Source organism: Streptomyces coerulescens (genome assembly GCF_042657965.1).
Lineage (GTDB): Bacteria > Actinomycetota > Actinomycetes > Streptomycetales > Streptomycetaceae > Streptomyces > Streptomyces coerulescens.
The window spans coordinates 34413-55004 of record NZ_JBHSKM010000043.1 but is presented as its reverse complement, the minus strand read 5'-3'; the positions used below and the strand labels follow the sequence as shown (position 1 = coordinate 55004).

20 protein-coding genes and 1 pseudogene are annotated in these 20592 nt (G+C 72.2%); 9 read left to right on the top strand and 12 right to left on the bottom strand.

Annotation, left to right across the window (positions count from 1 at the left end; genetic code table 11):
- The first annotated feature begins 390 nt into the window (after positions 1-390).
- Complete coding sequence (locus ACFPQ9_RS36610) at positions 391-1293, top strand: polyprenol monophosphomannose synthase (RefSeq protein WP_380863083.1); 903 nt, start codon at positions 391-393, stop codon at positions 1291-1293.
- Positions 1294-1361: 68 nt separating this feature from the next.
- Positions 1362-1916 carry an FxsA family membrane protein gene (gene fxsA / locus ACFPQ9_RS36605; RefSeq protein ID WP_380863081.1) on the top strand — a complete coding sequence of 185 codons (555 nt, stop codon included), beginning with the start codon at positions 1362-1364 and terminating at the stop codon, positions 1914-1916.
- Between the two features lie 157 nt (positions 1917-2073).
- Here the strand turns inward: fxsA and ACFPQ9_RS36600 are convergent, their stop codons facing one another.
- The 4 genes from ACFPQ9_RS36600 to yczE form a co-directional block, all read right to left on the bottom strand.
- Positions 2074-2448 carry an RNA polymerase-binding protein RbpA gene (locus ACFPQ9_RS36600; protein ID WP_003977404.1) on the bottom strand — a complete coding sequence of 125 codons (375 nt, stop codon included), beginning with the start codon at positions 2446-2448 and terminating at the stop codon, positions 2074-2076.
- Between the two features lie 279 nt (positions 2449-2727).
- Positions 2728-4086: an MFS transporter gene (locus tag ACFPQ9_RS36595; RefSeq protein ID WP_380863079.1), complete on the bottom strand. Its 1359-nt coding sequence runs from the start codon at positions 4084-4086 to the stop codon at positions 2728-2730.
- A gap of 56 nt (positions 4087-4142) precedes the next feature.
- Positions 4143-4913, bottom strand: coding sequence for a glycerophosphodiester phosphodiesterase family protein (locus tag ACFPQ9_RS36590; RefSeq protein ID WP_380863077.1), 771 nt, complete (start codon positions 4911-4913; stop codon positions 4143-4145).
- On the bottom strand, positions 4910-5626 hold the full coding sequence (yczE, locus tag ACFPQ9_RS36585; protein ID WP_380863075.1) for a membrane protein YczE: 717 nt from the start codon (positions 5624-5626) through the stop codon (positions 4910-4912). The genes ACFPQ9_RS36590 and yczE overlap by 4 nt, the downstream gene beginning before the upstream one ends.
- A gap of 64 nt (positions 5627-5690) precedes the next feature.
- On the opposite strand from yczE, the gene ACFPQ9_RS36580 reads away from it, so the two are divergent.
- Complete coding sequence (locus tag ACFPQ9_RS36580; RefSeq protein ID WP_380863073.1) at positions 5691-7199, top strand: SCO1417 family PLP biosynthesis transcription factor; 1509 nt, start codon at positions 5691-5693, stop codon at positions 7197-7199.
- Positions 7200-7267: 68 nt separating this feature from the next.
- Here ACFPQ9_RS36580 and ACFPQ9_RS36575 read toward each other — a convergent pair whose 3' ends face one another.
- Positions 7268-8902: a hypothetical protein gene (locus ACFPQ9_RS36575; RefSeq protein ID WP_380863071.1), complete on the bottom strand. Its 1635-nt coding sequence runs from the start codon at positions 8900-8902 to the stop codon at positions 7268-7270.
- A gap of 40 nt (positions 8903-8942) precedes the next feature.
- Positions 8943-9137 carry a hypothetical protein gene (locus ACFPQ9_RS36570; protein ID WP_004002760.1) on the bottom strand — a complete coding sequence of 65 codons (195 nt, stop codon included), beginning with the start codon at positions 9135-9137 and terminating at the stop codon, positions 8943-8945.
- A gap of 329 nt (positions 9138-9466) precedes the next feature.
- Between ACFPQ9_RS36570 and ACFPQ9_RS36565 the strand changes: the two genes are divergently transcribed.
- Positions 9467-9859: an ankyrin repeat domain-containing protein gene (locus ACFPQ9_RS36565; protein ID WP_126904002.1), complete on the top strand. Its 393-nt coding sequence runs from the start codon at positions 9467-9469 to the stop codon at positions 9857-9859.
- 300 nt (positions 9860-10159) lie between these two features.
- Positions 10160-11578 (top strand): HEAT repeat domain-containing protein, encoded by a 1419-nt coding sequence (locus ACFPQ9_RS36560; RefSeq protein WP_380863069.1) that lies wholly within the window; start codon positions 10160-10162, stop codon positions 11576-11578.
- A gap of 78 nt (positions 11579-11656) precedes the next feature.
- On the opposite strand, the gene ACFPQ9_RS36555 is transcribed toward ACFPQ9_RS36560, so the two are convergent.
- Positions 11657-11875 carry a hypothetical protein gene (locus ACFPQ9_RS36555; protein WP_351196490.1) on the bottom strand — a complete coding sequence of 73 codons (219 nt, stop codon included), beginning with the start codon at positions 11873-11875 and terminating at the stop codon, positions 11657-11659.
- Between ACFPQ9_RS36555 and ACFPQ9_RS36550 the strand changes: the two genes are divergently transcribed.
- From ACFPQ9_RS36550 to ACFPQ9_RS36540, 3 genes and pseudogenes are all read left to right on the top strand, one after another.
- Positions 11777-12907, top strand: a complete 1131-nt coding sequence (locus ACFPQ9_RS36550; RefSeq protein ID WP_380863067.1) for a glycosyltransferase family 4 protein — start codon at positions 11777-11779, stop codon at positions 12905-12907. The two genes, ACFPQ9_RS36555 and ACFPQ9_RS36550, sit on opposite strands and share 99 nt — an antisense overlap.
- Positions 12904-14064, top strand: coding sequence for a glycosyltransferase (locus ACFPQ9_RS36545; protein ID WP_380863065.1), 1161 nt, complete (start codon positions 12904-12906; stop codon positions 14062-14064). Before ACFPQ9_RS36550 ends, ACFPQ9_RS36545 begins: the two co-directional genes overlap by 4 nt.
- Positions 14061-14891, top strand: a pseudogene (locus ACFPQ9_RS36540) (SGNH/GDSL hydrolase family protein); the annotation flags it as partial. The gene ACFPQ9_RS36545 and the pseudogene ACFPQ9_RS36540, both read left to right, overlap by 4 nt.
- Positions 14892-15368: 477 nt before the next feature.
- Here the strand turns inward: ACFPQ9_RS36540 and ACFPQ9_RS36535 are convergent.
- From ACFPQ9_RS36535 to ACFPQ9_RS36515, 5 genes are read right to left on the bottom strand one after another with little or no spacing between them, the layout of a single operon-like run.
- Positions 15369-16238, bottom strand: coding sequence for a 5-oxoprolinase subunit C family protein (locus ACFPQ9_RS36535; RefSeq protein WP_380863063.1), 870 nt, complete (start codon positions 16236-16238; stop codon positions 15369-15371).
- On the bottom strand, positions 16235-16852 hold the full coding sequence (locus ACFPQ9_RS36530) for a 5-oxoprolinase subunit B family protein (RefSeq protein WP_380863061.1): 618 nt from the start codon (positions 16850-16852) through the stop codon (positions 16235-16237). Before ACFPQ9_RS36530 ends, ACFPQ9_RS36535 begins: the two co-directional genes overlap by 4 nt.
- Positions 16849-17607: a LamB/YcsF family protein gene (locus ACFPQ9_RS36525; RefSeq protein WP_380863059.1), complete on the bottom strand. Its 759-nt coding sequence runs from the start codon at positions 17605-17607 to the stop codon at positions 16849-16851. Before ACFPQ9_RS36525 ends, ACFPQ9_RS36530 begins: the two co-directional genes overlap by 4 nt.
- Positions 17608-17627: 20 nt before the next feature.
- A complete protein-coding gene (locus tag ACFPQ9_RS36520) occupies positions 17628-18467 on the bottom strand; it encodes a putative hydro-lyase (RefSeq protein ID WP_380863057.1) in 840 nt (279 codons plus the stop codon).
- Complete coding sequence (locus tag ACFPQ9_RS36515; protein ID WP_380863055.1) at positions 18464-19756, bottom strand: MFS transporter; 1293 nt, start codon at positions 19754-19756, stop codon at positions 18464-18466. Before ACFPQ9_RS36515 ends, ACFPQ9_RS36520 begins: the two co-directional genes overlap by 4 nt.
- A 135-nt stretch (positions 19757-19891) precedes the next feature.
- On the opposite strand from ACFPQ9_RS36515, the gene ACFPQ9_RS36510 reads away from it, so the two are divergent.
- On the top strand, positions 19892-20587 hold the full coding sequence (locus ACFPQ9_RS36510) for a GntR family transcriptional regulator (protein ID WP_380863053.1): 696 nt from the start codon (positions 19892-19894) through the stop codon (positions 20585-20587).
- Positions 20588-20592: the final 5 nt, after the last annotated feature.

The window sequence follows — 20592 nt, the reverse complement described above, 5'->3', positions numbered from 1 at the left end:
CGGGCAACCGCGGAACTTCCGGGAGTCCGTCGCAACGCCGCTGGGTCAGGGACGGTGTGCCGCACCGGGCACCGCCACTGGGAGCCAGGCTCAGCGCTCGCGCGGCGACGACGGAACTTTCCGGCCGGTCGGGGAGGTGTGACCCGGATGGGGCCCGGGCGCTCAGTAGACAACGGCTTTCGGTCGACCCGCAGCCAGCGGGTCCCAGGTCGGCCCGAAGGGCGCCGGGCCCCCATCCGCAGCGTGCGTGCTCCGGACCCACGGGCCGCGCGAAAACCCGCACTCGCCCCGCTCTTGTGGATTCGGCACCGCCATACGAACGTGCTGTCACGTCAGCGCAGGCCGCGACCACTATGGTGGTCCTCTGCGTACGGAGATGAAGGGGCAGCAGTGAACGACGGCGACGGGACCCTCGCGGCACAGGACCGGGGGAAGCGGTTCGGTCCGCTCGGCACGGCGTTGGTGATCATTCCGACCTACAACGAGGCGGAGAACATCAAGAGCATCGTCGGCCGGGTCCGCAAGGCGGTGCCGGACGCGCACGTCCTGGTGGCCGACGACAACAGCCCCGACGGCACCGGCAAGCTCGCGGACGAACTGGCTGCCGAGGACGACCACGTCCAGGTGCTGCACCGCAAGGGCAAGGAGGGCCTCGGCGCCGCCTATCTCGCGGGCTTCCGCTGGGGCATCGAGCACGACTACGGCGTCCTGATCGAGATGGACGCCGACGGCTCCCACCAGCCCGAGGAACTGCCCCGCCTGCTGACCGCCCTCAAGGGCGCGGACCTCGTGCTCGGTTCGCGCTGGGTGCCCGGCGGCCGGGTCGTGAACTGGCCCAAGTCCCGGGAGTTCATCTCCCGCGGCGGCAGCCTGTACTCCCGCGTCGCCCTGGACCTGCCGCTGCGCGACATCACCGGCGGCTACCGCGCCTTCCGCCGCGAGACGCTTCAGGGCCTCGGCCTGGACGACGTGGCCTCCCAGGGCTACTGCTTCCAGGTCGACCTCGCCCGCCGCGCGGTCAAGGCCGGCTATCACGTGGTGGAGGTGCCGATCACCTTCGTCGAGCGGGAGCTCGGGGACTCCAAGATGAGCCGCGACATCCTGGTCGAGGCGCTGTGGCGGGTCACCACGTGGGGCGCGCAGGAGCGGGTGGGCAAGCTGCTGGGCCGCCCCAAGACGACTTCGTCGTCAGAGCCGCAGCCGCAGCCGCAGCCGCAGTCCCAGGCACAGTCCCAGCCGCAGTCCCAGGCACAGCCGCAGTCGCAGGAGCAGCCCCCGCAGGCACAGGCGTAGGGCCCGAGGCGCGGGCGGGCGAACGTCCGCTTATCCCGCTCTGAGCCGCACCCAGGCACACTGGACGCATGACGACTGGCGCTCCGCCCCCTACGTATCCCGCCCGGCCCCGGCGTTCCCGGCTGCGCACCTTCCTGCCGCTGGGGATCGCCGCGTGGCTGGTGCTGGAGATCTGGCTGCTGACCGTGGTCGCGGACGTGACCGGCGGGCTCGCGGTGTTCCTGCTGCTGGTCGCCGGTCTCGTGCTCGGCTCGGTGGTGATCAAGCGGGCGGGGCGACGCGCCTTCCAGGCGCTGAACGAGGCGGTCCAGCGCGGCGGCACCCCCGTCGGCGGCGGTGGCAACGGTCTGATGATGCTGGGCGGCCTGCTGATCATGCTGCCTGGCCTGATCTCGGACGCGTTGGGCCTGGTCCTGCTGATACCGCCGGTTCAGAAGGCCCTGAGCCGCTACGCCGAGCGGACCTTCGACCGAAAGCTCCGCGAGGCGACGCCCGGTTCGTTCGGTGACGCCTTTCAGCAGGCCCGCATTCACCGCCCCGACGGCAAGGTCGTACAGGGTGAGGTCATCCGGGACGAGCCGGGTGACGCCCCGCAGGGGCCGCGGCCGCCGCTGACCGGCTGAGCCGCCGAGGGCCGGGCCCGGCCCTCGGGCCCTCGCCCCCACTTGAGCTCACCCGGAAACGGGCACACGAAACCGCGGGCGCCGTACGTCATCACATGACGTACGGCGCCCGCGGTTGTACGCGTTACCTGGTAAGTCCACCCAAGCCGCGCTGGGACTACGCGGACTTGCGGCTGTCCCGGGGGTGAACCGCGATGTTCATCGCCCCGGAGCGCAGCACCGCAAGACGTTCCTCGAGGACCTCTTCGAGTTCCTCGCGGGTACGCCGCTCCATCAGCATGTCCCAATGTGTACGCGCGGGCTTGGCCTTCTTTTCCTCAGGGCCGTCGCCGTCCACGAGGAGTGCCTGGGCCCCGCAGACCTTGCACTCCCACTCCGGCGGGATCTCCGCCTCGACCGAGAAGGGCATCTCGAACCGGTGCCCCTTCTCGCATGCGTACTCCACGGCCTGGCGCGGGGCCAGGTCGATGCCGCGGTCCGTCTCGTAGCTGGTCACCACGAGGCGCGTGCCGCGAAGAGCTCGCTCACTCATGAATCGTGCCTCCCGGGCTTGTCGCCCACAGGACAGGTGTCGCTGTCGTCGTCATCCGGTCAACGTCCGGTCGGCGGTAAAGATTCCCGTTCCGCGTCACGTTCCGGGTCATGCGTCGCCGTCGTAGCCCGCAGCCTTGCTGACCAATGTCGTACCCACCGGCGCCCGGTTTGTCACATCTGATAGCAGATGTAACCCAGCGTTTCGGCATCTTTGACGCGCAGTAACGGTACGCCTGGCAGGCCAAACGCGTACACTACCGCCCTTTCGCGCGGAACGCTAAATCGTCGTCGGCACCGGATTGCCCGCGGCGCCGATCGCCCTGCGCACCGGAACCCTCGCGAGCAGGACGAACCCGATGGCGAAGAACGCCACCAGGGAGATGATCGCGTCCCGATAACTTCCGGTCAGCTGGTAGGTGAGCCCGAACAGCAGCGGGCCCAGCCAGCTCATACCGCGGTCGCTGAGCTCGTAGGCGGAGAAGTATTCGGCTTCCTTGCCCGGCGGGACGAGATGCGAGAAGAGGGAGCGGGACAGGGCCTGGCTGCCGCCGAGCACCAGCCCGATGCCGGCCGCGAGGACGAAGAACCAGACCGGCGCCCCGGCCGGCAGGAAGTATCCGGCCGCCAGGGTCACCGTCCACGCGACGAGTGAGCCGAGGATCGTCCGCTTCGCCCCGTAGATCCGGGCCAGCCGTCCCATCGTCAGCGCCCCCGCCACCGCCAGCACCTGGACCAGCAGTACGGCGCCGATGAGTGTGGACTGTCCGAGGCCGAGTTCCTCGGAACCGTAGATCGACGCCTGGGAGATCACGGTCTGGATGCCGTCGTTGTAGATCAGATAGGCCAGCAGGAAGGCAAGGGTCAGGGGATGGCGGCGCATGTCGCGGATCGTCGCCGCCAGCTGCCGGAAGCCCATCGCGCCCGCCGGCCCGGTCGCGCGGTCGCCGGCGGAGCGGCGGTCGCGCAGTCGCCGTAGCGGGATGAGCGCCCAGGCGCCCCACCACAGGCCGGCCGAGGCCAGGCAGATGCGGACCGCCGTGCTCTCCGAGACACCGAAGGAGTCGTGCGCCAGGTACAGGACCAGGTTCACGATCAGCATCAGCGACCCCGACGCGTAGCCGAAGGCCCAGCCCCGGGAGGAGACCGCGTCGCGCTCCTCGGGCGGGGCGATCTGCGGGAGGTAGGAGTTGTAGAGCATCATCGCGACCGACTGGGCCGCGTTCGCCACGACCAGCAGGACTCCGCCGAGCAGATAGCGCTCGCCGTCCAGGAAGAACATGGCCGTGGTGGCGGCCGCCCCGACATAGGCGGCGACCGCGAGCAGCGGCTTCTTGCGGCCGGTGCGGTCGGCCGCCGCGCCCACCAGGGGCATCACCAGAACGGCCACGATGACCGACAGGGACACCGAGTAGGCGAAGAAGGAGCCGGCGCGCACCGGTATGCCCAGGGGGTGGACGAACCCGTCCGCGTCCGCCGCCGCCTCGGCGACCGACGTCAGATAAGGGCCCAGGAACACGGTGAGCACGCTCGTCGAGTAGACCGAGCAGGCCCAGTCGTAGAAGTACCAGCCGCGCTGCTCGCGCCGCCGTCCCGCGGCCTCGTCGGCCGCGTCGGTTCGCACGGTATCGGTGCCCACCCCGTGCCCTCGCTTCCCCGTGATGATCCCGCGCGAGGGCGGAGCCGGAGACCGGGTCAGACCCAGGTGCCCCGGTCCTCCATGACCTTGCGCAACGTGTCGATGTGATCGGTCATGATGCCATCGACTCCCAGGTCCAGGAGCCGGTGCATCGCATCGGGATCATTGATGGTCCACACGTGGACCTGGAGCCCGCGCGCGTGGGCGGCACGGACGAAGCGGTGGTCCACCACCTGGATGCCGGACTGGGCCTCGGGCACCTGTGCGGCGACCGCCGAACGGCGCAGCGCGGCCGGCACCCCCCAGGAGCGCAGCCGCAGGTTCAGCACGCCCCGGGTGCCGTACGACGTCGCCAGTCGCGGTCCGGCCAGGCGCTGGGCGCGGATGACTCGGGCCTCGGAGAAGGAACCGACGCAGATGCGGTCCCAGGCGCCCATGCGCTCGATGAGGTCCAGGAAGGGGTGGAGCGCCGGCTCCGACTTGAGGTCGACGTTCCAGCGGACGTCGGGGAAGGTCTCCAGCAGCTCCTCGAACAGGGGCACTGGCTCCTTCCCGGCCACGCGCGCCTGCCGTACGTCGTCCCAGGGCAGGTCGGCGATCCGGCCCGCCCCGTCCGTCACCCGGTCCAGGGTCGAGTCGTGGAAGGCGACGAGCTTGCCGTCGCGTGTGGTGTGGACGTCGGTCTCGATGTACCGGTAGCCCATGTCGACCGCGCGCCGGAACTGGAGCGGGGTGTTCTCCAGGCCGTCCGCCGCCCCGCCGCGATGGGCGAAGGGGATCGGGCCGGGGTGGTCGAGGTAGGGGTGGCGTATCCGCGTGGTGCTCACGGACGCAGTATCGCTCCCCGGGGTTGCCCGGTGGCAACGACCGTGCTGCCGTCGGATGCCGTGGGGACGGCGAACAACCGCAGGAAGAGCTGGGCGAGCGGGCCGATCGACAGCGCGTAGAGCAGGGTGCCGACACCGACGGTGCCGCCGAGGGCGAAGCCCGTCACCACGACCGCGATCTCGATGGCCGTGCGCATCAGACGGATCGAGCGGCCGGTGCGCCGGTGCAGGCCGGTCATCAGGCCGTCCCGGGGGCCGGGGCCGAAGCGGGCGGCGATGTAGAGGCCGGTGGCCGCGCCGTTGAGCACGACGCCGGCCAGGAGCAGCGGGATCCGTACGGCCAGGCCGTGCGCCTCGGGGAGCAGGGCGAGGGCGCCGTCCATGGCGATGCCGACCACGAAGACGTTGGAGACGGTGCCCAGGCCCGGGCGCTGGCGCAGCGGGATCCACAGGAGCAGCACGGCCGCGCCGACGATGATCGAGACGACGCCGATCGTCAGGCCGGTGAGCTCGGCGAGGCCCTGGTGCAGCACGTTCCAGGGTTCCAGGCCCAGGCCCGCCTCGACGAGCAGTGCCGAACTCACGCCGTACAGCGCGAGCCCGGTGTAGAGCTGTGTCAGCCGCCGTATGAGATGCCCTTGCGTGAGCCGCTGTGCGAAACGCCCCTGCGTGGACAAGACGTGCCCCCCTGTGGTGGTAGTGGCCTGATGCATGACACCCTGTGGCTTGGGATGCGATGTCATCCATGGCCAATTCGGAGAAGGTGGACTGGAAATCATGGCGCAGTGGACTTCCGCGGTGGGCGCCGCGCAGCTCGCCCGGCTCCTCACCTCCCAGCAGGATCGCCCCGCAGGGCCGGGCAGCAAACGTCCGCCCGCGTACCGGGCGTTGGCCGACGGCATCCGGCTGCTCGTCCTGGAAGGGCGTGTCCCGGTCGCCGCACGCCTGCCCGCCGAGCGGGAGTTGGCCCTCGCGCTGTCCGTGAGCCGTACGACCGTGGCCGCCGCCTACGAGGCGTTGCGTGGCGAGGGGTTCCTGGAGTCCCGGCGCGGGGCCGGGAGCTGGACCGCCGTGCCGGCCGGGAACCCGCTGCCCGCGCGCGGCCTGGAGCCGCTGCCGCCCGAGGCGCTGGGCTCGATCATCGACCTGGGCTGCGCGGCGCTGCCCGCGCCCGAGCCGTGGCTGACCCGTGCGGTCCAGGGCGCCCTGGAGGAACTGCCGCCGTACGCCCACACCCACGGCGACTATCCGGCCGGGCTGCCCGCGCTGCGGTCGATGATCGCCGAGCGGTACACGGAGCGTGGGATACCGACCATGCCCGAGCAGATCATGGTGACGACCGGGGCGATGGGCGCGATCGACGCCATCTGCCATCTGTTCGCGGGACGCGGTGAGCGGATCGCGGTCGAGTCGCCGTCGTACGCGAACATCCTTCAGCTGATGCGGGAGGCGGGGGCCCGGCTGGTGCCCGTGGCCATGGCCGAAGGGCTGTCCGGCTGGGACATGGACCGCTGGCGGCAGGTGCTGCGGGAGGCCGCGCCGCGACTCGCCTATGTCGTCGCCGACTTCCACAACCCGACCGGCGCCCTGGCCGACGAGGACCAGCGGCGACGGCTGGTCGACGCCGCTCGCTCGGCCGGGACGGTGCTCGTCGCCGACGAGACGATGAGCGAGTTGTGGCTCGACCCGGACCTCGAAATGCCGCGGCCCGTCTGCGCCTTCGACCCCGCCGGGTCGACGGTGATCACCGTCGGCTCGGCCAGCAAGGCCTTCTGGGCGGGCATGCGGATCGGCTGGGTACGGGCGGCTCCGGACGTGATCCGCAGCCTCGTGGCCGCGCGCGCCTACGCCGATCTGGGCACGCCCGTGCTGGAGCAGCTGGCCGTGAACTGGCTGTTCGGCACCGGGGGTTGGGAACAGGCCGTGGACGTACGGCGGGGGCAGGCCCGGGAGAACCGGGACGCCCTGGTCGCGGCCGTGCGCCGGGAGCTCCCCGAGTGGGAGTTCGAGGTACCCGGGGGCGGACTCACCCTCTGGGTCCGCACCGGTGGCCTGTCCGGCTCGCGGCTCGCGGAGGCGGGGGAGCGGGTCGGCGTACGAGTGCCGTCCGGGCCCCGGTTCGGGGTGGACGGGGCCTTCGAGGGGTATGTGCGGCTGCCGTTCACCGTCGGGGGAGCGGTGGCGGAGGAGGCCGCGGTCAGACTGGCCGCGGCAGCCCGGCTGGTGGAGAGCGGCGCGAGCGGGGTGAACGGGGCCGGGGAGTCGGTGCGGCCGTTTGTCGCGTGAGGGCTGAGGGCTGAGGGCTGCGGGGTGAGTGGGCCGCTTTTCACAGGGCCGCTCGTGGTGGCGGAGTGTCAGGTCGTCTCCGCCACCACCGCCTCTGCCGGTACCGGCTCCGGCTGCTGCTCGGTCTTCTCCAGGGGTGGCAGTTGCTCCGCCGCCACCGGCGTCGTGCGCTCCGGCAGGAGTTCCAGGACCGCTTGGCGGTGGGCGTCGCTCGTCGCGTCGTCGTAGGGGTCCGGGGTCGCCGGGACCTGGAGGCGGTGGACGGGGCCGGTGCCCAGGCGGGCGTAGCCGCGGCCGGGTGGGACCTCGGCGACCGGGGTGGTGTGCGGAGGGGCGCCCAGCGTCGACTCCAGTTGCCCGGCCGTCGCGGGGCCGAGTACGACACGCGCGCGTGTGTGCTGCCGTACCGCGTCGGACAGGGCGTCCATGGTGTCCCACTGCTCCGCCACGACCACCGTCACGTTCGCCGAGCGTCCGTGCCGCAGGGGTACCTGGAGCAGGGACTGCGGGTCCTTGCGGTCGTCCGCCGCGGCGAGGTGGGTGAACACGGTCGGGCGGTCCAGCAGAAGCCACAACGGGCGCTTGGTGTCCTCCGGCGGCGGGTTGCCGGCCTGTCGCGCCCGGTTCACGGCGATCAGGCGCCGCTCCGTCTCCGTCGCGGCCCACTCCATGCTCGCCAGCGTCCCGGCCAGGCCGCACTCGACGGCAAGGACGCCGTCCCGTCCGGTCAGACAGGCGTACTCGCCGGTGCTGCCGCCCTCGACGATGACCACGTCGCCGTACTGAAGGGCCTGCAGCGCGATGGAGCGCAGCAGGGTCGAGGTGCCGCTGCCGGGCTGGCCGACGACCAGCAGGTGCGGCTCGGTGGAGCGGATGCCGGTGCGCCAGACGACCGGGGGGACGTCGAGCTGCTGGGCGCCGTGGGTCAGCGGAAGCGTGCGCTGGACCCCGCTGGGGTCGGTGAAGCCGAGGACGGTCTCGCCGGGGGCCGTGACGAACCGCTGGGCGGCGATGTCGGTGGGCAGCGGGGCGAGGACGGTGACCGTGAGTTCGTTGCCCTCCTCGTCCCAGTCGAAGTGGTACTCCCGGCCGCGGCCGGACTTCGTCGTCAGCAGATGCTCGATCCGCGCGCGGGCCTGCGCCTCGCCGTCGGTGAAGTAGGCCGGGTAGCGCACGAGGAGCCGGCTGATGCGACCGGTGCCGTCGAAGTCGAACTCCGGGAATGCCTTCTCCCACTCGCCGCCGTGGGTGTACAGCGGGGCCGGGTCGTCGGCCGCGGAGAAGTACGGGACGAGGGCCTCGTACAGCGCCCGCAGACGTTCCGACTGGGACTCGTCGGGGCCGTCGGGCGCCGCCGGCTCACGATCCCGGCCCTGCCAGGCTGCCGCCGCCATCACGGTGATGACGGCGAGCAGCGGCCCGTACGGCACGAGCACCACGACCAGGATCACAGAGGCCACCAGGAACAGCAGCGGACCGCGCCTGTCCTTGGGGGTCTCGGCCCATCTGCGCCGCCCGGCCGAGGCCAGCCGGCGCAGACCACGGGTGATCGTGATCAGTGGATGGAGGACGTCAGAGGCGCTGTCGCCGGCCGTCCGGGCCAGCTCCCGGCTTCGGGCGAACTGCGCCCGGGCAAGATCCCGGCTCCGGGCGAACTGCGCGCTGCCTGTGCTCAGGATGCGGGGGAGGGGGCGGCGGGCCACTGCGGTCTCCTACAGGTGCGTACGGGCGGATGGGGCGGCGTCAGAACTGGATGCCGCCCAGGAGGCTCGCGAGGCTCTCGCCGCCGGCCTTGATGCTCGGGGCGATCGCCGTGCTTGCCAGATAGAAGCCGAACAGGGCCGAGATCAGGGCGTGCGACGCCTTCAGCCCGTCCTTGCGGAAGAAGATGAAGACGACGATGCCGAGCAGAACGACGCCTGAGATGGAGAGGATCATGTGAGTGCTCCTGGTTCGGTGGGGACAGTCACCATGAGTACTTCCAGGCTCACAGCATGTATCCATACGATAAAAGGTGCAACTGGGTGAAATTCGCTAGATTTCCCTCGGGTGGTGGAGTGTCCTTGACCGGATGAGCTTGGGTGTTGCGTCCCGCTGTGTCTGCGATGATCTTTGCCTTGGACACGCCGGGTCATGTGCCGCGCTAGCCAGTACGCTGGCGAATCACTCGTACGGCCGAGCACCGCTCGCCGGCCGTACCCTTGCTCCCCGCAGCAGCCCGCAGTCCCCCGCAGTCCCCGTGTACGTAGTGAGAGGCGGTCCGGCCGATGACTGATGCCCCCGACCCCGAGGTCGTGGAGCTGGCGACCAAGATCTTCGATCTGGCCCGGCAGGGGCAGACCGAAGCGCTCGTGGCGTACGTCGACGCCGGCGTTCCGGCCAACCTCACCAACGACCGCGGCGACTCCCTGGTGATGCTCGCCGCCTATCACGGCCACGCGGACGCGGTGCGCGCCCTGCTCGCCCGGGGCGCCGAGGCGAACCGCGTCAACGACCGAGGCCAGACGCCACTCGCCGGTGCAGTCTTCAAGGGGGAGACGGAAGTGATCAAGGCTCTTCTGGAGGGCGGCGCCGACCCGGCCGAGGGCACCCCCTCAGCCGTCGACACCGCCCGCATGTTCGCCAAGACGGAGCTGCTCGAACTGTTCGGCGCCCACTGAGCCGAACGCGCTGACCAGCTAAGACACGGAAAACGGGGGAGGCGGTACAGGGCCGCCGAAATTTCGGTCGCGGCAGATGTAAGTGCCGAGTCATCATGACGTCGTGATTCACGGACGCGATGGCCGGGCAGGTGTTGCCGCACCGCGCGGGCCGTGATCGGTCCGCATGGGCCACCGACGAGAGGCAGAGGAACATGGTCTACAGCAAGCAGGAAACGGCGGGCGCCCCGACGTGTTGTCACGCGGCCAGGTGAAGCAAGAACCCCGGTTGCGTCGACGCTTGATGTGAGGCTGTTTCCCATGTTCGAACCGGTCATAGCGCCCAGCGGAACGCTGCTCGGCCTGCTCCAGCGGGGCCGCGGCGACGGCACCCTGCACGCGCTCACCGCCCCGCGGGCCGAGGCGCTCGCGGCTCTGAACCACTGTGTGCTGCGCGATCCCCGCCACGACTGGCAGGTGGAGAACCGCTCCCTGTACTACGCCCGTCTCTACCTCGACCTCAGCGGCGAGCTGGACGAGATCGAGGCCCACCTCTTCGACGTCGAGGACGTTCTCGACACCGAGGAGTCACGCACGGGGCTGGCCCTGGCCGTCCTCGGCCACCTCGCGTCCTACGGCAGGCGCGACGCCCTGGAACTGCTGCGCAGGTACGCCGCCTCGGGCGCCAACTGGGCCTGGGCGCTGGACGAGCTCGCGCTCAGGGACGACGACACCGGGCTGCGCGCCCTCGCCGCGCCCGTGCTCGCCCGATTCCCGGCCGATCCCGAGGGCGAGGCCGAGCTGGCCGCCGCCGTACGGGACGCCTTCGAGCCACGGCCGTGGCGGCTGTGGGCCGAGGACCCGCGTGAATCCATCGCCACGCGCGTGCGTGCCGCTCAGGAGGCCGGCTGTTTCGACCGCTGGCAACGCCAGATGCGACCTACCGGGCCCCGTCCGGGGTGGAGCGTGCAGGCGGTCTTCGAGTGGGCCCAGCAGGGCATGGAGCGCGGTGCCGCACTCCATGTGCCCGCCGCGCGGTGCCTCATGGCCGTCGCCGGGCCCGAGGACCGGCCCGAGATCGTCGCCGCCGCCGAGGACGGCACCGACGGGGCCCGCTGCACCGCCCTGCGCTACCTCGCCGACAGCAACGACCCGGACGCCCTCGATCTGATCGAGGCGGCAGTGGTCACCGGTACATCCGCAGTGGTGGACGCCGCCGTCGACGCCTTCGAGCGGATGCGCAGCGTCGCCGCCGTCGACCGGGCGCGCGGCTGGGCCCGACGGCCCGATCCGCTCGGTGCCGCCGCCGGACGCATGCTCGCCTGCCGGGGCGGAGCCGAGGACAAGGACCTCGTCCTCGCGGCCCTACGAGAGGCCGTACGGGGCGAAGGCCCCGACGCCCCGACGCTGTGGACCCTCGTCGACGGCACCGGACGGCTCGGCATCGCCTGCGCCGCGCCCGTGCTGCGCCATATCTACCGCGAGACCGCCTCGTCCCATCTGCGCTGCCGCACCGCCCGTGCACTGGCCGCCACCGATCCCTCCTTCCCGGCGGGATTCGCCGTCGAATGCCTGTGGGACTGCGAGGAGACGACCCGAGAGATCGCCGCCCGGCACGCCGAGACCGGGGACACACGCGTCGTCGAGCGACTGCGCCGGCTCGCCGCCGATCCGGCCGAGGAGGCCGAGGTCCAGACCGCCGTACGCAGCCGGATCGGACCGGACACGAGCGCCGGCTGAGCGGCACGCGGGACATGTGTTCACCCTGTGAATCTCGCGGAGATCCGCCCGCCGGGTGAACACGGGATGACCCGCGGGTCAGGCGCGCATGGACGCGACCTGACCCGCTCGGGTGCGCAGCGGAACGCTCATGGGACGTTTGTCGTTCGGAAAGATCCACTTTGACGCGGCCACGTCCAGCACGGCGACAACACCGGTATGCGTGTCGTCATCGTGACCGAATCCTTTCCCCCCGATGTGAACGGCGTGGCCCACTGCGCGCTCCAGACCGCCCGACACCTCGTCGATCGCGGTCACGCGCCCCTCGTCGTCGCACCGGCTCCCGCTCCCGGGAACAAGGCAGCCGCCTCCATGGCGCCCTGCCCCGTCGTCCATGTCCCCTCCCTACCGCTCCCCGGCTATCCGCAGGTCAGGGTCGCGCTCCCCAGCCGGCGCCTCGCCGCCGCGCTGATCCAGCACCGGCCCGACATCGTGCACCTGGCCAGCCCCTTCGTCCTCGGTGTGCGCGGCATGGCCGCCGCCGCCCGGCTCGGCATCCCCGCCGTCGCCGTCTACCAGACCGACCTGGCCGGATACGCCCGCACCTACATGGGCGCCGGCGAGGCCGCCGCCTGGCGGCGCATCCGGTCCGTCCACTCCGCCGCCGACCTCACGCTCGTCCCCTCCAGCGCTTCCATGAACGACCTGGAGGCCCACGGGGTTCCCCGGCTCAAGCTGTGGGCACGCGGCGTGGACACCGCCCGCTTCCGCCCCGAGCTGCGCGACGAGAAGCTGCGCCGCGAGATCGCCCCGAACGGCGAGGTCATCGTCGGCTACGTCGGGCGGCTCGCCCCGGAGAAGCACATCGAGCTGCTCTCCGGTGTGTGCGGCCTGGCCGGCGTCAAGGTCGTCATCGTCGGCGACGGGCCGAGCCAGCCCGCGCTCGCCGAGGCGCTGCCCGGCGCGGTCTTCCTGGGCCGCCGTGGCGGCGACGACCTTGCGCGGATCTTCGCCTCGTTCGACATCTTCGCCCACACCGGCCCGTTCGAGACCTTCTGCCAGACCGTGCAGGAGGCCATGGCCAGCGGAGTCCCCGTCGTCGCGCCCGCCGCGGGCGGTCCGCTCGACCTGGTCGACCACGGCCGCACCGGCCTGCTCGTGCCGCCGCGGGATGCCGACGCCGTACGCAACGCCGTGCGGTCCCTGGTCGCCGACCCGGCGCTGCGGGCCGCGTACGGCGCCGCCGGACACGCCACGGTCGAGGGCCGCACCTGGGCGGCCATCGGCGACCAGCTGATCGGCCACTACGGCGACGTGCTCGCCGCGCGCCGGGCGGTGGTGGCGGCATGACCGGCCTGCGGATCGTCCGGCTCGCGAACTTCGTCGCGCCCGCCTCCGGGGGGCTGCGCACCGCCCTGCGCGAACTGGGCAAGGGCTTCAAGCTGGCGGGCCACGACCCCGTCCTGATCGTGCCCGGTGAGAAGTACGGCGACCGCGAGACCGAGCAGGGCCGCGTGATCACCCTGCCCGGCCCGATGCTGCCCGGCACCGGCGGCTACCGCGTGCTCATCGACAAGCGCCGGGTCGCGTCCCTTCTGGAGGAGCTCGCTCCCGACCGCCTGGAGGTCTCCGACCGCACCACGCTGCGCTGGACCGGCAAGTGGGCCCGCCGCGCCCGGGTGCCCGCCGTGATGGTCTCCCACGAGACCGCCGACGGCGTGCTGCGGACCTGGGGCCTGTCGGAGAACATGTCCCGGCGGGCCGCCGACGCCCTCAACGTCCGTACCGCCCACACGTACTCACGGGTCGTGTGCACCACCGAGTTCGCCGAGCGGGAGTTCGTGCGGATCGGCGCCCGCAACGTCGTACGGGCCCCGCTGGGCGTCGACCTGATGAACCGGCGCCCCACCCTTCGCGACACCGCGCTGCGCGCCACCCACGCGCGGGCCGACGAGACGCTGCTGGTGATGTGCTCCCGGCTCTCCGTGGAGAAGCGGCCCGGAACCGCCCTCGACGCCCTGGAATCGCTGCGCCGGCGCGGAGTGCGCGCCGTGCTCGTGGTGGCGGGGAACGGCCCGCTGCGCGCGGGGCTGGAGAAGCGGGCGCAGGAGCGCGACCTGCCGGTCACCTTCCTCGGCCATGTCGCCGACCGCAGCCTGCTCGGCGCGCTCCAGGCCTCCGCCGACGTGGCGCTGGCTCCGGGGCCCGCCGAGACGTTCGGGCTCGCCGCGCTGGAGGCCATGGCCTGCGGTACACCTGTGGTGGCGAGCGCGTCCTCCGCGCTGCCCGAGGTGATCGGTTCCGCCGGGGCCACCGCCGCGGACAACGGGGACGCCTTCGCGGACGCCGTGGAGATGATCCTCGACCGTCCCGAGCGCGAGCGCCGGGAGGCCGCACGCGCGCGTGCGGAGTGCTTCGGCTGGGGCACGGCGGTGGACGCCTTCCTCACCGCGCACGACGCGGCCCTGCCGGCGCGTCCCTTCGTGCGTGCGGAGGGCGCGGCATGAGACCGCTGCGTTACGTCGCCCTCGGGGACTCCCTGAGCGAGGGGGTGGGCGATCCCGTGGGGAACGGGTGGCGCGGCTGGGCCGCGCTGCTCGCGGGCGGGCTGTCCGAACCGTCCGCCGAGTTCACCAACCTCGCGGTCAGCGGGGCGCAGACGCGGGACGTGCTGGAGACCCAGCTGCCGGCCGCGCTGGAGCTGCGCCCCGATGTCGCGTCCGTCCTGGTGGGTGTGAACGACACCCTGCGCAGCACCTTCGACATCGAGAAGATCGCCCAGCGCCTGGACAAGGTCTACGAGTCCTTCACCCGCCAGGGCACGGCCGTGCTCACGGCCTGTCTGCCCGACCCGGGCACGATGCTGGGCCTGCCGGGGGTCCTGGGCCATCCGCTGGCGCGCAGGCAGCGGGCCGTCAACACGGTGGTCCACACGCTGTCCGAGCGGTACGGGGCGGTGCATCTGCACGCCGTCGACGACCCCTGGATCATGGACCGCGCGATGTGGAGCTCGGACCGGCTGCATCCCGGGGAGCGCGGGCACCGGCAGATCGCCCTGCGCTTCCACGCGATGCTGCGGCACCGGGGCATCGCGACGCAGACGGCGCCCTCGCCCGAGCCCGAGTTCGCGCCGCCCACCAGGTCGGCGAGCCTGCTGTGGCTGGCCACCGCGGGTACCGCCTGGGTGATCCGGCGCTGCAACGACCTGCTGCCGCAACTGGTGCGCCTCGCCGCCGTCGAGATGCGGCACCGCGCGAAGGGCACCAGCGACCGGCTCGACCTGCGAGCGGCACAGTCGGTGTCCAGGGCCCTGGCCGCGCTGTCGGCACCCGAACCGATGGGGCTGCTGCCGGAGCAGCGGCGCATGCCGGAGCTGGACGGGCTGCCCGGGCATCGCCGGGTGGCTGACCTGGATGGGTTGCCTGAACAGCGGCGGGTACCGGAGGCGATGGCGTTGCCCGAGCACCTGAGCCGGCCGGACGGGCTGTCCGGGTCCGACCATCGGCCGGTCCCCGAGCACCGGCCCGTGCCGGAGCACCTGTGCGTGCCGGAGGGACTGTCGGTGCCTGTGCCCGGACAGCGCACGGTTTCGGAGCCACAGCCGGAACCGGAGGCGGCGTAGCGGGGGAGGGGTGACATAGCGGGGGAGGCGGGCACCGCCCGGGGCCACGGCACTTCGAGGCGATCTGGGCGGCGTAGCGCGGTCGAGGCGGCTCGACGCGGTCAAGGCGGCGCAGCGCGGGAAGTGCGGGCACCGTGGCTCGTCGTGGGCAGGGCGGTGTGCAGTCGGTGGTGCAGCGGTCCCTGGTCGTCAGTGGCGGCGTACGGCCACGAAGCGGACCGGCGTGCCCGGTACGGCCTGGGCGGCGGCCGCGAGGTCGGCCGCGCGGACGACGGCGATCACGGGGTAGCCGCCGGTCGTCGGGTGGTCGGCCAGGAACACGACCGGCCTGCCGTCGGGCGGGACCTGGACCGCGCCCAGGACCACGCCCTCGCTGGGGAGTTCGCGAGTGAGCGCCCGTTCCAGGGCGGGGCCCTCGGTGCGCAGCCCGATGCGGTTGCTCGCGGCGGAGACGCGGTACACGCGGGAGGTGAAGTCCCGCACGGCCGCCGTGGTGAACCAGTCGTCGCGCGGGCCCAGGGTCACGCGCAGCACCAGCTCGGCAGGGGGCGCCGGCTGCGGGGCGACGTCCACGCGCGTGTGCGGCCGCGTCGGTGAGCCAAGCGGCAGCACCGCGCCTTCCGTGAGGGGTGGTGGGCCGAGCCCGGACAGCAGGTCGGTGGAGCGGCTGCCGAGGACCGGCTCGACGGCGACGCCGCCGCAGACGCCCACATAGCCGCGTACGCCGGAGAGGGCCGCCCCGATGTCCAGCAGCGCACCCGCGGGCACGTGCACCGGGGCGCCCCAGGCGACCGGGCGCCCGTCGACCGTGACCCGGCAGGGTGCGCCGGCGACCGCCACGGTGACCGCCGAACGGGGCCGCAGTGTGCAGCCGTTGAGCGTGGTCTCCAGCACCGCCGCCTCGGGCACATTGCCGACCAGCCGGTTGACCAGCGCCGCCGCCGGCGGGTCCAGTGCCCCGGAGCGGGGCACGCCGAGGTGGGCGTGCCCGGGACGGCCGAGGTCCTGCACCGTGGTGAGCGCCCCTGCGCGTACGACGGACAGCGCATGGTCGCTCATGAGCTCCCCACGGGAACGAAGCGCACGCGCGTGCCGGGTGACAGCAGCGCGGCCGGCACGCGCGTGTGGTCCCACAGCACCGCGTCGGTGCTGCCGATCAGCTGCCAGCCGCCGGGTGACGAACGCGGGTACACACCCGTGTACGGACCCGCCAGCGCCACCGCGCCCGCGGGTACGGACGTGCGCGGGGTGGCCCGGCGCGGCACGTCGTAGTGCGGCGGCAGGCCGGTGAGATAGCCGAAGCCGGGGGCGAAACCGCAGAAGGCGACGCTGAATTCGGTGCCCGCGTGGATCCGGGCGACTTCCCGTGCGGACACGCCCCAGTGCGCGGCGACATCCGCGAGGTCCGGGCCGTCGTAGCGCACCGGCAGTTCGACGGTCTCCCGCGCGCGTGGGGGGACGGGCGGCACTTCGGAGGTGGTCAGTTCGGTGGCCAGGCGGGCCGGGTCGGTGAGGCCGTCGAGCAGGACGGTCCGGGCCGCGGGGACGATCTCGCGGACCGACAGCGCGCCCTCGGAACGGCGCCGCAGCAGCTCCGTGTGCAGCGCCCGGGCCTGCTCGTCCGAGGACACCTCGACGAGCAGGGCCTCGTCTCCGACGGGCAGCACCCTCATGCGAAGGCCTCCACCCGGATCCCCGACTCCTCCAGCCGCGCCCGCACCCGGCGGGCCAGCTCGACGGCGCCGGGCGTGTCCCCGTGCAGGCACAGGGAACGCGCGCGTACCTCGACCGGAAGCCCGGAGTGCGAGGTGACCGTGCCCGAGCGGGCCAGGCCCACCGAACGTTCCACGACGGCCTCCGGATCGGTGACCACGGCACCGTCCTGGCCGCGCGGTACGAGCGTGCCCCGTTCGGTGTACGCGCGGTCCGCGAACGCCTCCGTTACGGCCGGGAGTCCGGCCTTGGCGGCCAGCTCCAGCACGCGTGAGCCGGGCAGGCCGAGCACGGGCAGCGTCGCGTCCGCCAGGAGCACGCCGTCGACGACCGCGCCGGCCTGCTCCTCGTCGTGCACGACGCGGTTGTAGAGCGCGCCGTGCGGCTTGACGTACGACACGCGCGTGCCCGCTGCTCGCGCGAAGACCTCAAGGGCGCCGATCTGGTACGCCACTTCGGCCGCCAGCTCGGCGGGCGGCACGTCCATCGCGCGCCGCCCGAACCCCGCCAGGTCCCGGTAGGAGACCTGGGCGCCGATCCGCACCCCGCGCTCGGCCGCCTGCTCGCACACCCGCCGCATGGTGGCCGCGTCCCCGGCGTGGAAGCCGCAGGCCACGTTGGCGCTGGTGACGACGGACAGCAGCCGTTCGTCGTCGGTGAGCCGCCAGCGGCCGAAGCCCTCGCCGAGGTCGGCGTTGAGATCGATCGAGGTCATCCGTCCTGTCATCTCTTCGGTCAGGCGACGATGCGGTACTGCTCGTCGCGGGCGTCGGTCAGGAACATCTGGCCCGGTGCGTGGGTGATGGCGAACGGCGGGCGGGAGGCCATCACGGCGGCCTGCGGGGTCACGCCGCAGGCCCAGAACATCGGGATGTCGTCCGGCTCCAGGTCCACGGGGTCGCCGAAGTCGGGCCGGCCGAGGTCCGCGATGCCCAGCGCCGAGGGATCACCGCAGTGCACGGGGGCGCCGTGCACCGCCGGCAGGAGGCCGGTCTCCCGCAGGGCCGCCGCCACGTGCTGCGGCGGCACCGGGCGCATGGACACCACCATCGGGCCGTGCAGCCGCCCCGCCGGCCGGCACTGCCGACCGGTGACGTACATCGGGACGTTGCGACCCTGCTCGACGTGGCGGATCGGGACGCCCGCCCCGGTCAGCGCCGACTCGAAGGTGAAGCTGCATCCGATCAGGAACGACACCAGATCGCCCCGCCAGTGCGCGCGCACGTCCGTCGGCTCGTCCACCAACTCGCCGTCCCGCCACACCCGGTAGCGCGGCAGATCGGTGCGCAGGTCGGCGCCGTCGGCGAGCACGGTCGTCCAGGAACCGGCGTCGGTGACGTCGAGCACCGGACAGGGCTTGGGGTTGCGCTGGCAGAACAGCAGCATGTCGTACGCCCAGTCGGCGGGCACCGAGATCAGATTGACCTGGGTGTGCCCGGCCGCGACCCCGGCCGTGGGGCCGGTCAGGCCGTCCCGGAAGCGGGCCCGTGCGGTCGCGGGGCTCCACGCGTGCGCTTGCTCGTCGATGGCGGCGACGGGCTGGTCGGCTGCCCTGACGGTGACCGTAGGGTTCACGCCAGCTCCTTCCCGCGCGTCTCCGGCAGTCCGAGCAGGGCCAGCGCCGCGATGCCGTAGCCGATCGCGCCGAAGACCAGCGCGCCGCCCACGCCCCAGCTGTCGGCCAGGAAGCCGACCGTGGTGGGGAAGACGGCGCCCACCGCGCGGCCGGTGTTGTACGTGAAGCCCTGTCCCGTGCCGCGCACCGCCGTCGGGTACAGCTCGCTCAGGTACGAACCGAAGCCGCTGAAGATCGCCGACATGCAGAACCCGAGCGGGAAACCGAGTATCAGCAGGAGGGTGTTGGCGCCGCTCGGGATGTTCGCGTACGCCAGGATGCAGACCGCCGACAGCAGCGCGAACAGCCAGATGTTGCGCCGCCGGCCCAGCCGGTCGGTGAGATAACCGCCGGTCAGATAGCCGAGGAAGGCGCCTGAGATCAGGAACGTCAGATAGCCGCCGGTGCCGACGACCGACAGCTCGCGCTCGGTCTTGAGATAGGTCGGCACCCAGGTGGCGAGGGTGTAGTAGCCGCCCTGCACACCGGTCGACAGCAGCCCCGCGAAGATCGTCGTACGCAGCAGGCCGGGCTTGAAGATCGCCGCGAAGTTGCCCTTCTCGGTGCTCCGTTCGCGCACGGCGACGGCCTCGGGGGCATCGTGCACCCGGCGCCGCATCCAGATGACGAGCAGCGCGGGCAGGGCGCCGGTCCAGAACATCACGCGCCAGGCCAGATCGTCGTCGGCGAGCGAGAAGACGACGGTGTACATGACCGCGGCCAGCGCCCAGCCGACGGCCCACGAGCTCTGGATCGCGCCGAGGGTACGGCCCCGGTGCTTGGCGCTCGCGTACTCGGCGACCAGGATCGCGCCGACCGCCCATTCGCCGCCGAATCCGAGGCCCTGGAGGGCCCGGAAGACCAGCAGCGTCTCGTAGTTGGGCGCGAAACCGCAGGCGACGGTGAAAACCGCGTAGGTGATCACGGTGATCATCAGCGCCTTGACCCGGCCGATCCGGTCGGCCAGCACTCCGGCGAGGGCACCGCCGATCGCGGAGACAACGAGCGTGACGGTGGTGAAGAGACCGGTCTGGCCGCTGTCCAGGCCGAAGTACGCCGCCAGCGCCACCATGCTCAGCGGTAGCGTGAAGTAGTCGTAGGAATCCAGGGCATACCCGCCGAAAGCGCCCGCGAAGGCGCGGCGGCCGCGCGGCCCCAGGGCGCGCAGCCAGCCGAACGCGCCGTCGTCGGCGGCGCGTTCGTCAGCGGTGGGGTGGGTCAGTGCCTGCGGTGGAGGGGTCGCGCTCATGGGCACCTCGCAGAGAGGGGACGGAGGGTGCATGGGGGGGTGAGCCGTGCCGGTGCGAAGTACCGTAGGGGATTGTTCAACGATCCCTCAATACCCATGTTGGTTCGTTCTTGTGGTCTGCGGTTGAATTCCCGCATGGACGAGCACCTGACCTCACTGTCCGAGGACCGCGCGCTCCTCGGCCGTACGAGCACCGCGGAGCGGGTCTCCGACATCCTCAGGAGCCGTATCGCCGAAGGGTTCTTCCCACCCGGCGCCCGTCTGTCGGAGGACAGCATCGGCGGCGCGCTCGGCGTCTCCCGCAACACCCTGCGCGAGGCGTTCCGGCTGCTCACCCATGAACGTCTGCTCGTGCACGAGCTGAATCGGGGGGTCTTCGTCCGGGTCCTGACCGTCGAGGACGTCGAGGACATCTACCGGACGCGCGGGCTGGTCGAGTGCGCGGTCGTGCGAGGGCTCGGGGAGCCGCCGTACGACTTGGACGGGCTCGCGGCGGCCGTCGAGGAGGGCCGCCGGGCGTCCGCCGAAGACGACTGGAAAGGTGTGGGTACCGCCAACATCCACTTCCACCGGGAACTGGTCGCCCTCGCGGGCAGCGCCCGCACCGACGAACTGATGCGCAGCGTCTTCGCCGAGCTACGGCTCGCCTTCCACGTCGTGGACGACCCGAAGCGCCTGCACGAGCCGTATCTCACCCGCAACCAGCAGATCTTGCAGGCGCTGGGGGCGGGGAACCGGGCAGAGGCGGAGAAACTGCTCGCGGTCTACCTCCAGGATTCGCTGGAGCGCGTCGTGGAGGTCTATCGACGCCGGGTGACGAGCACGCCCTAGGGACG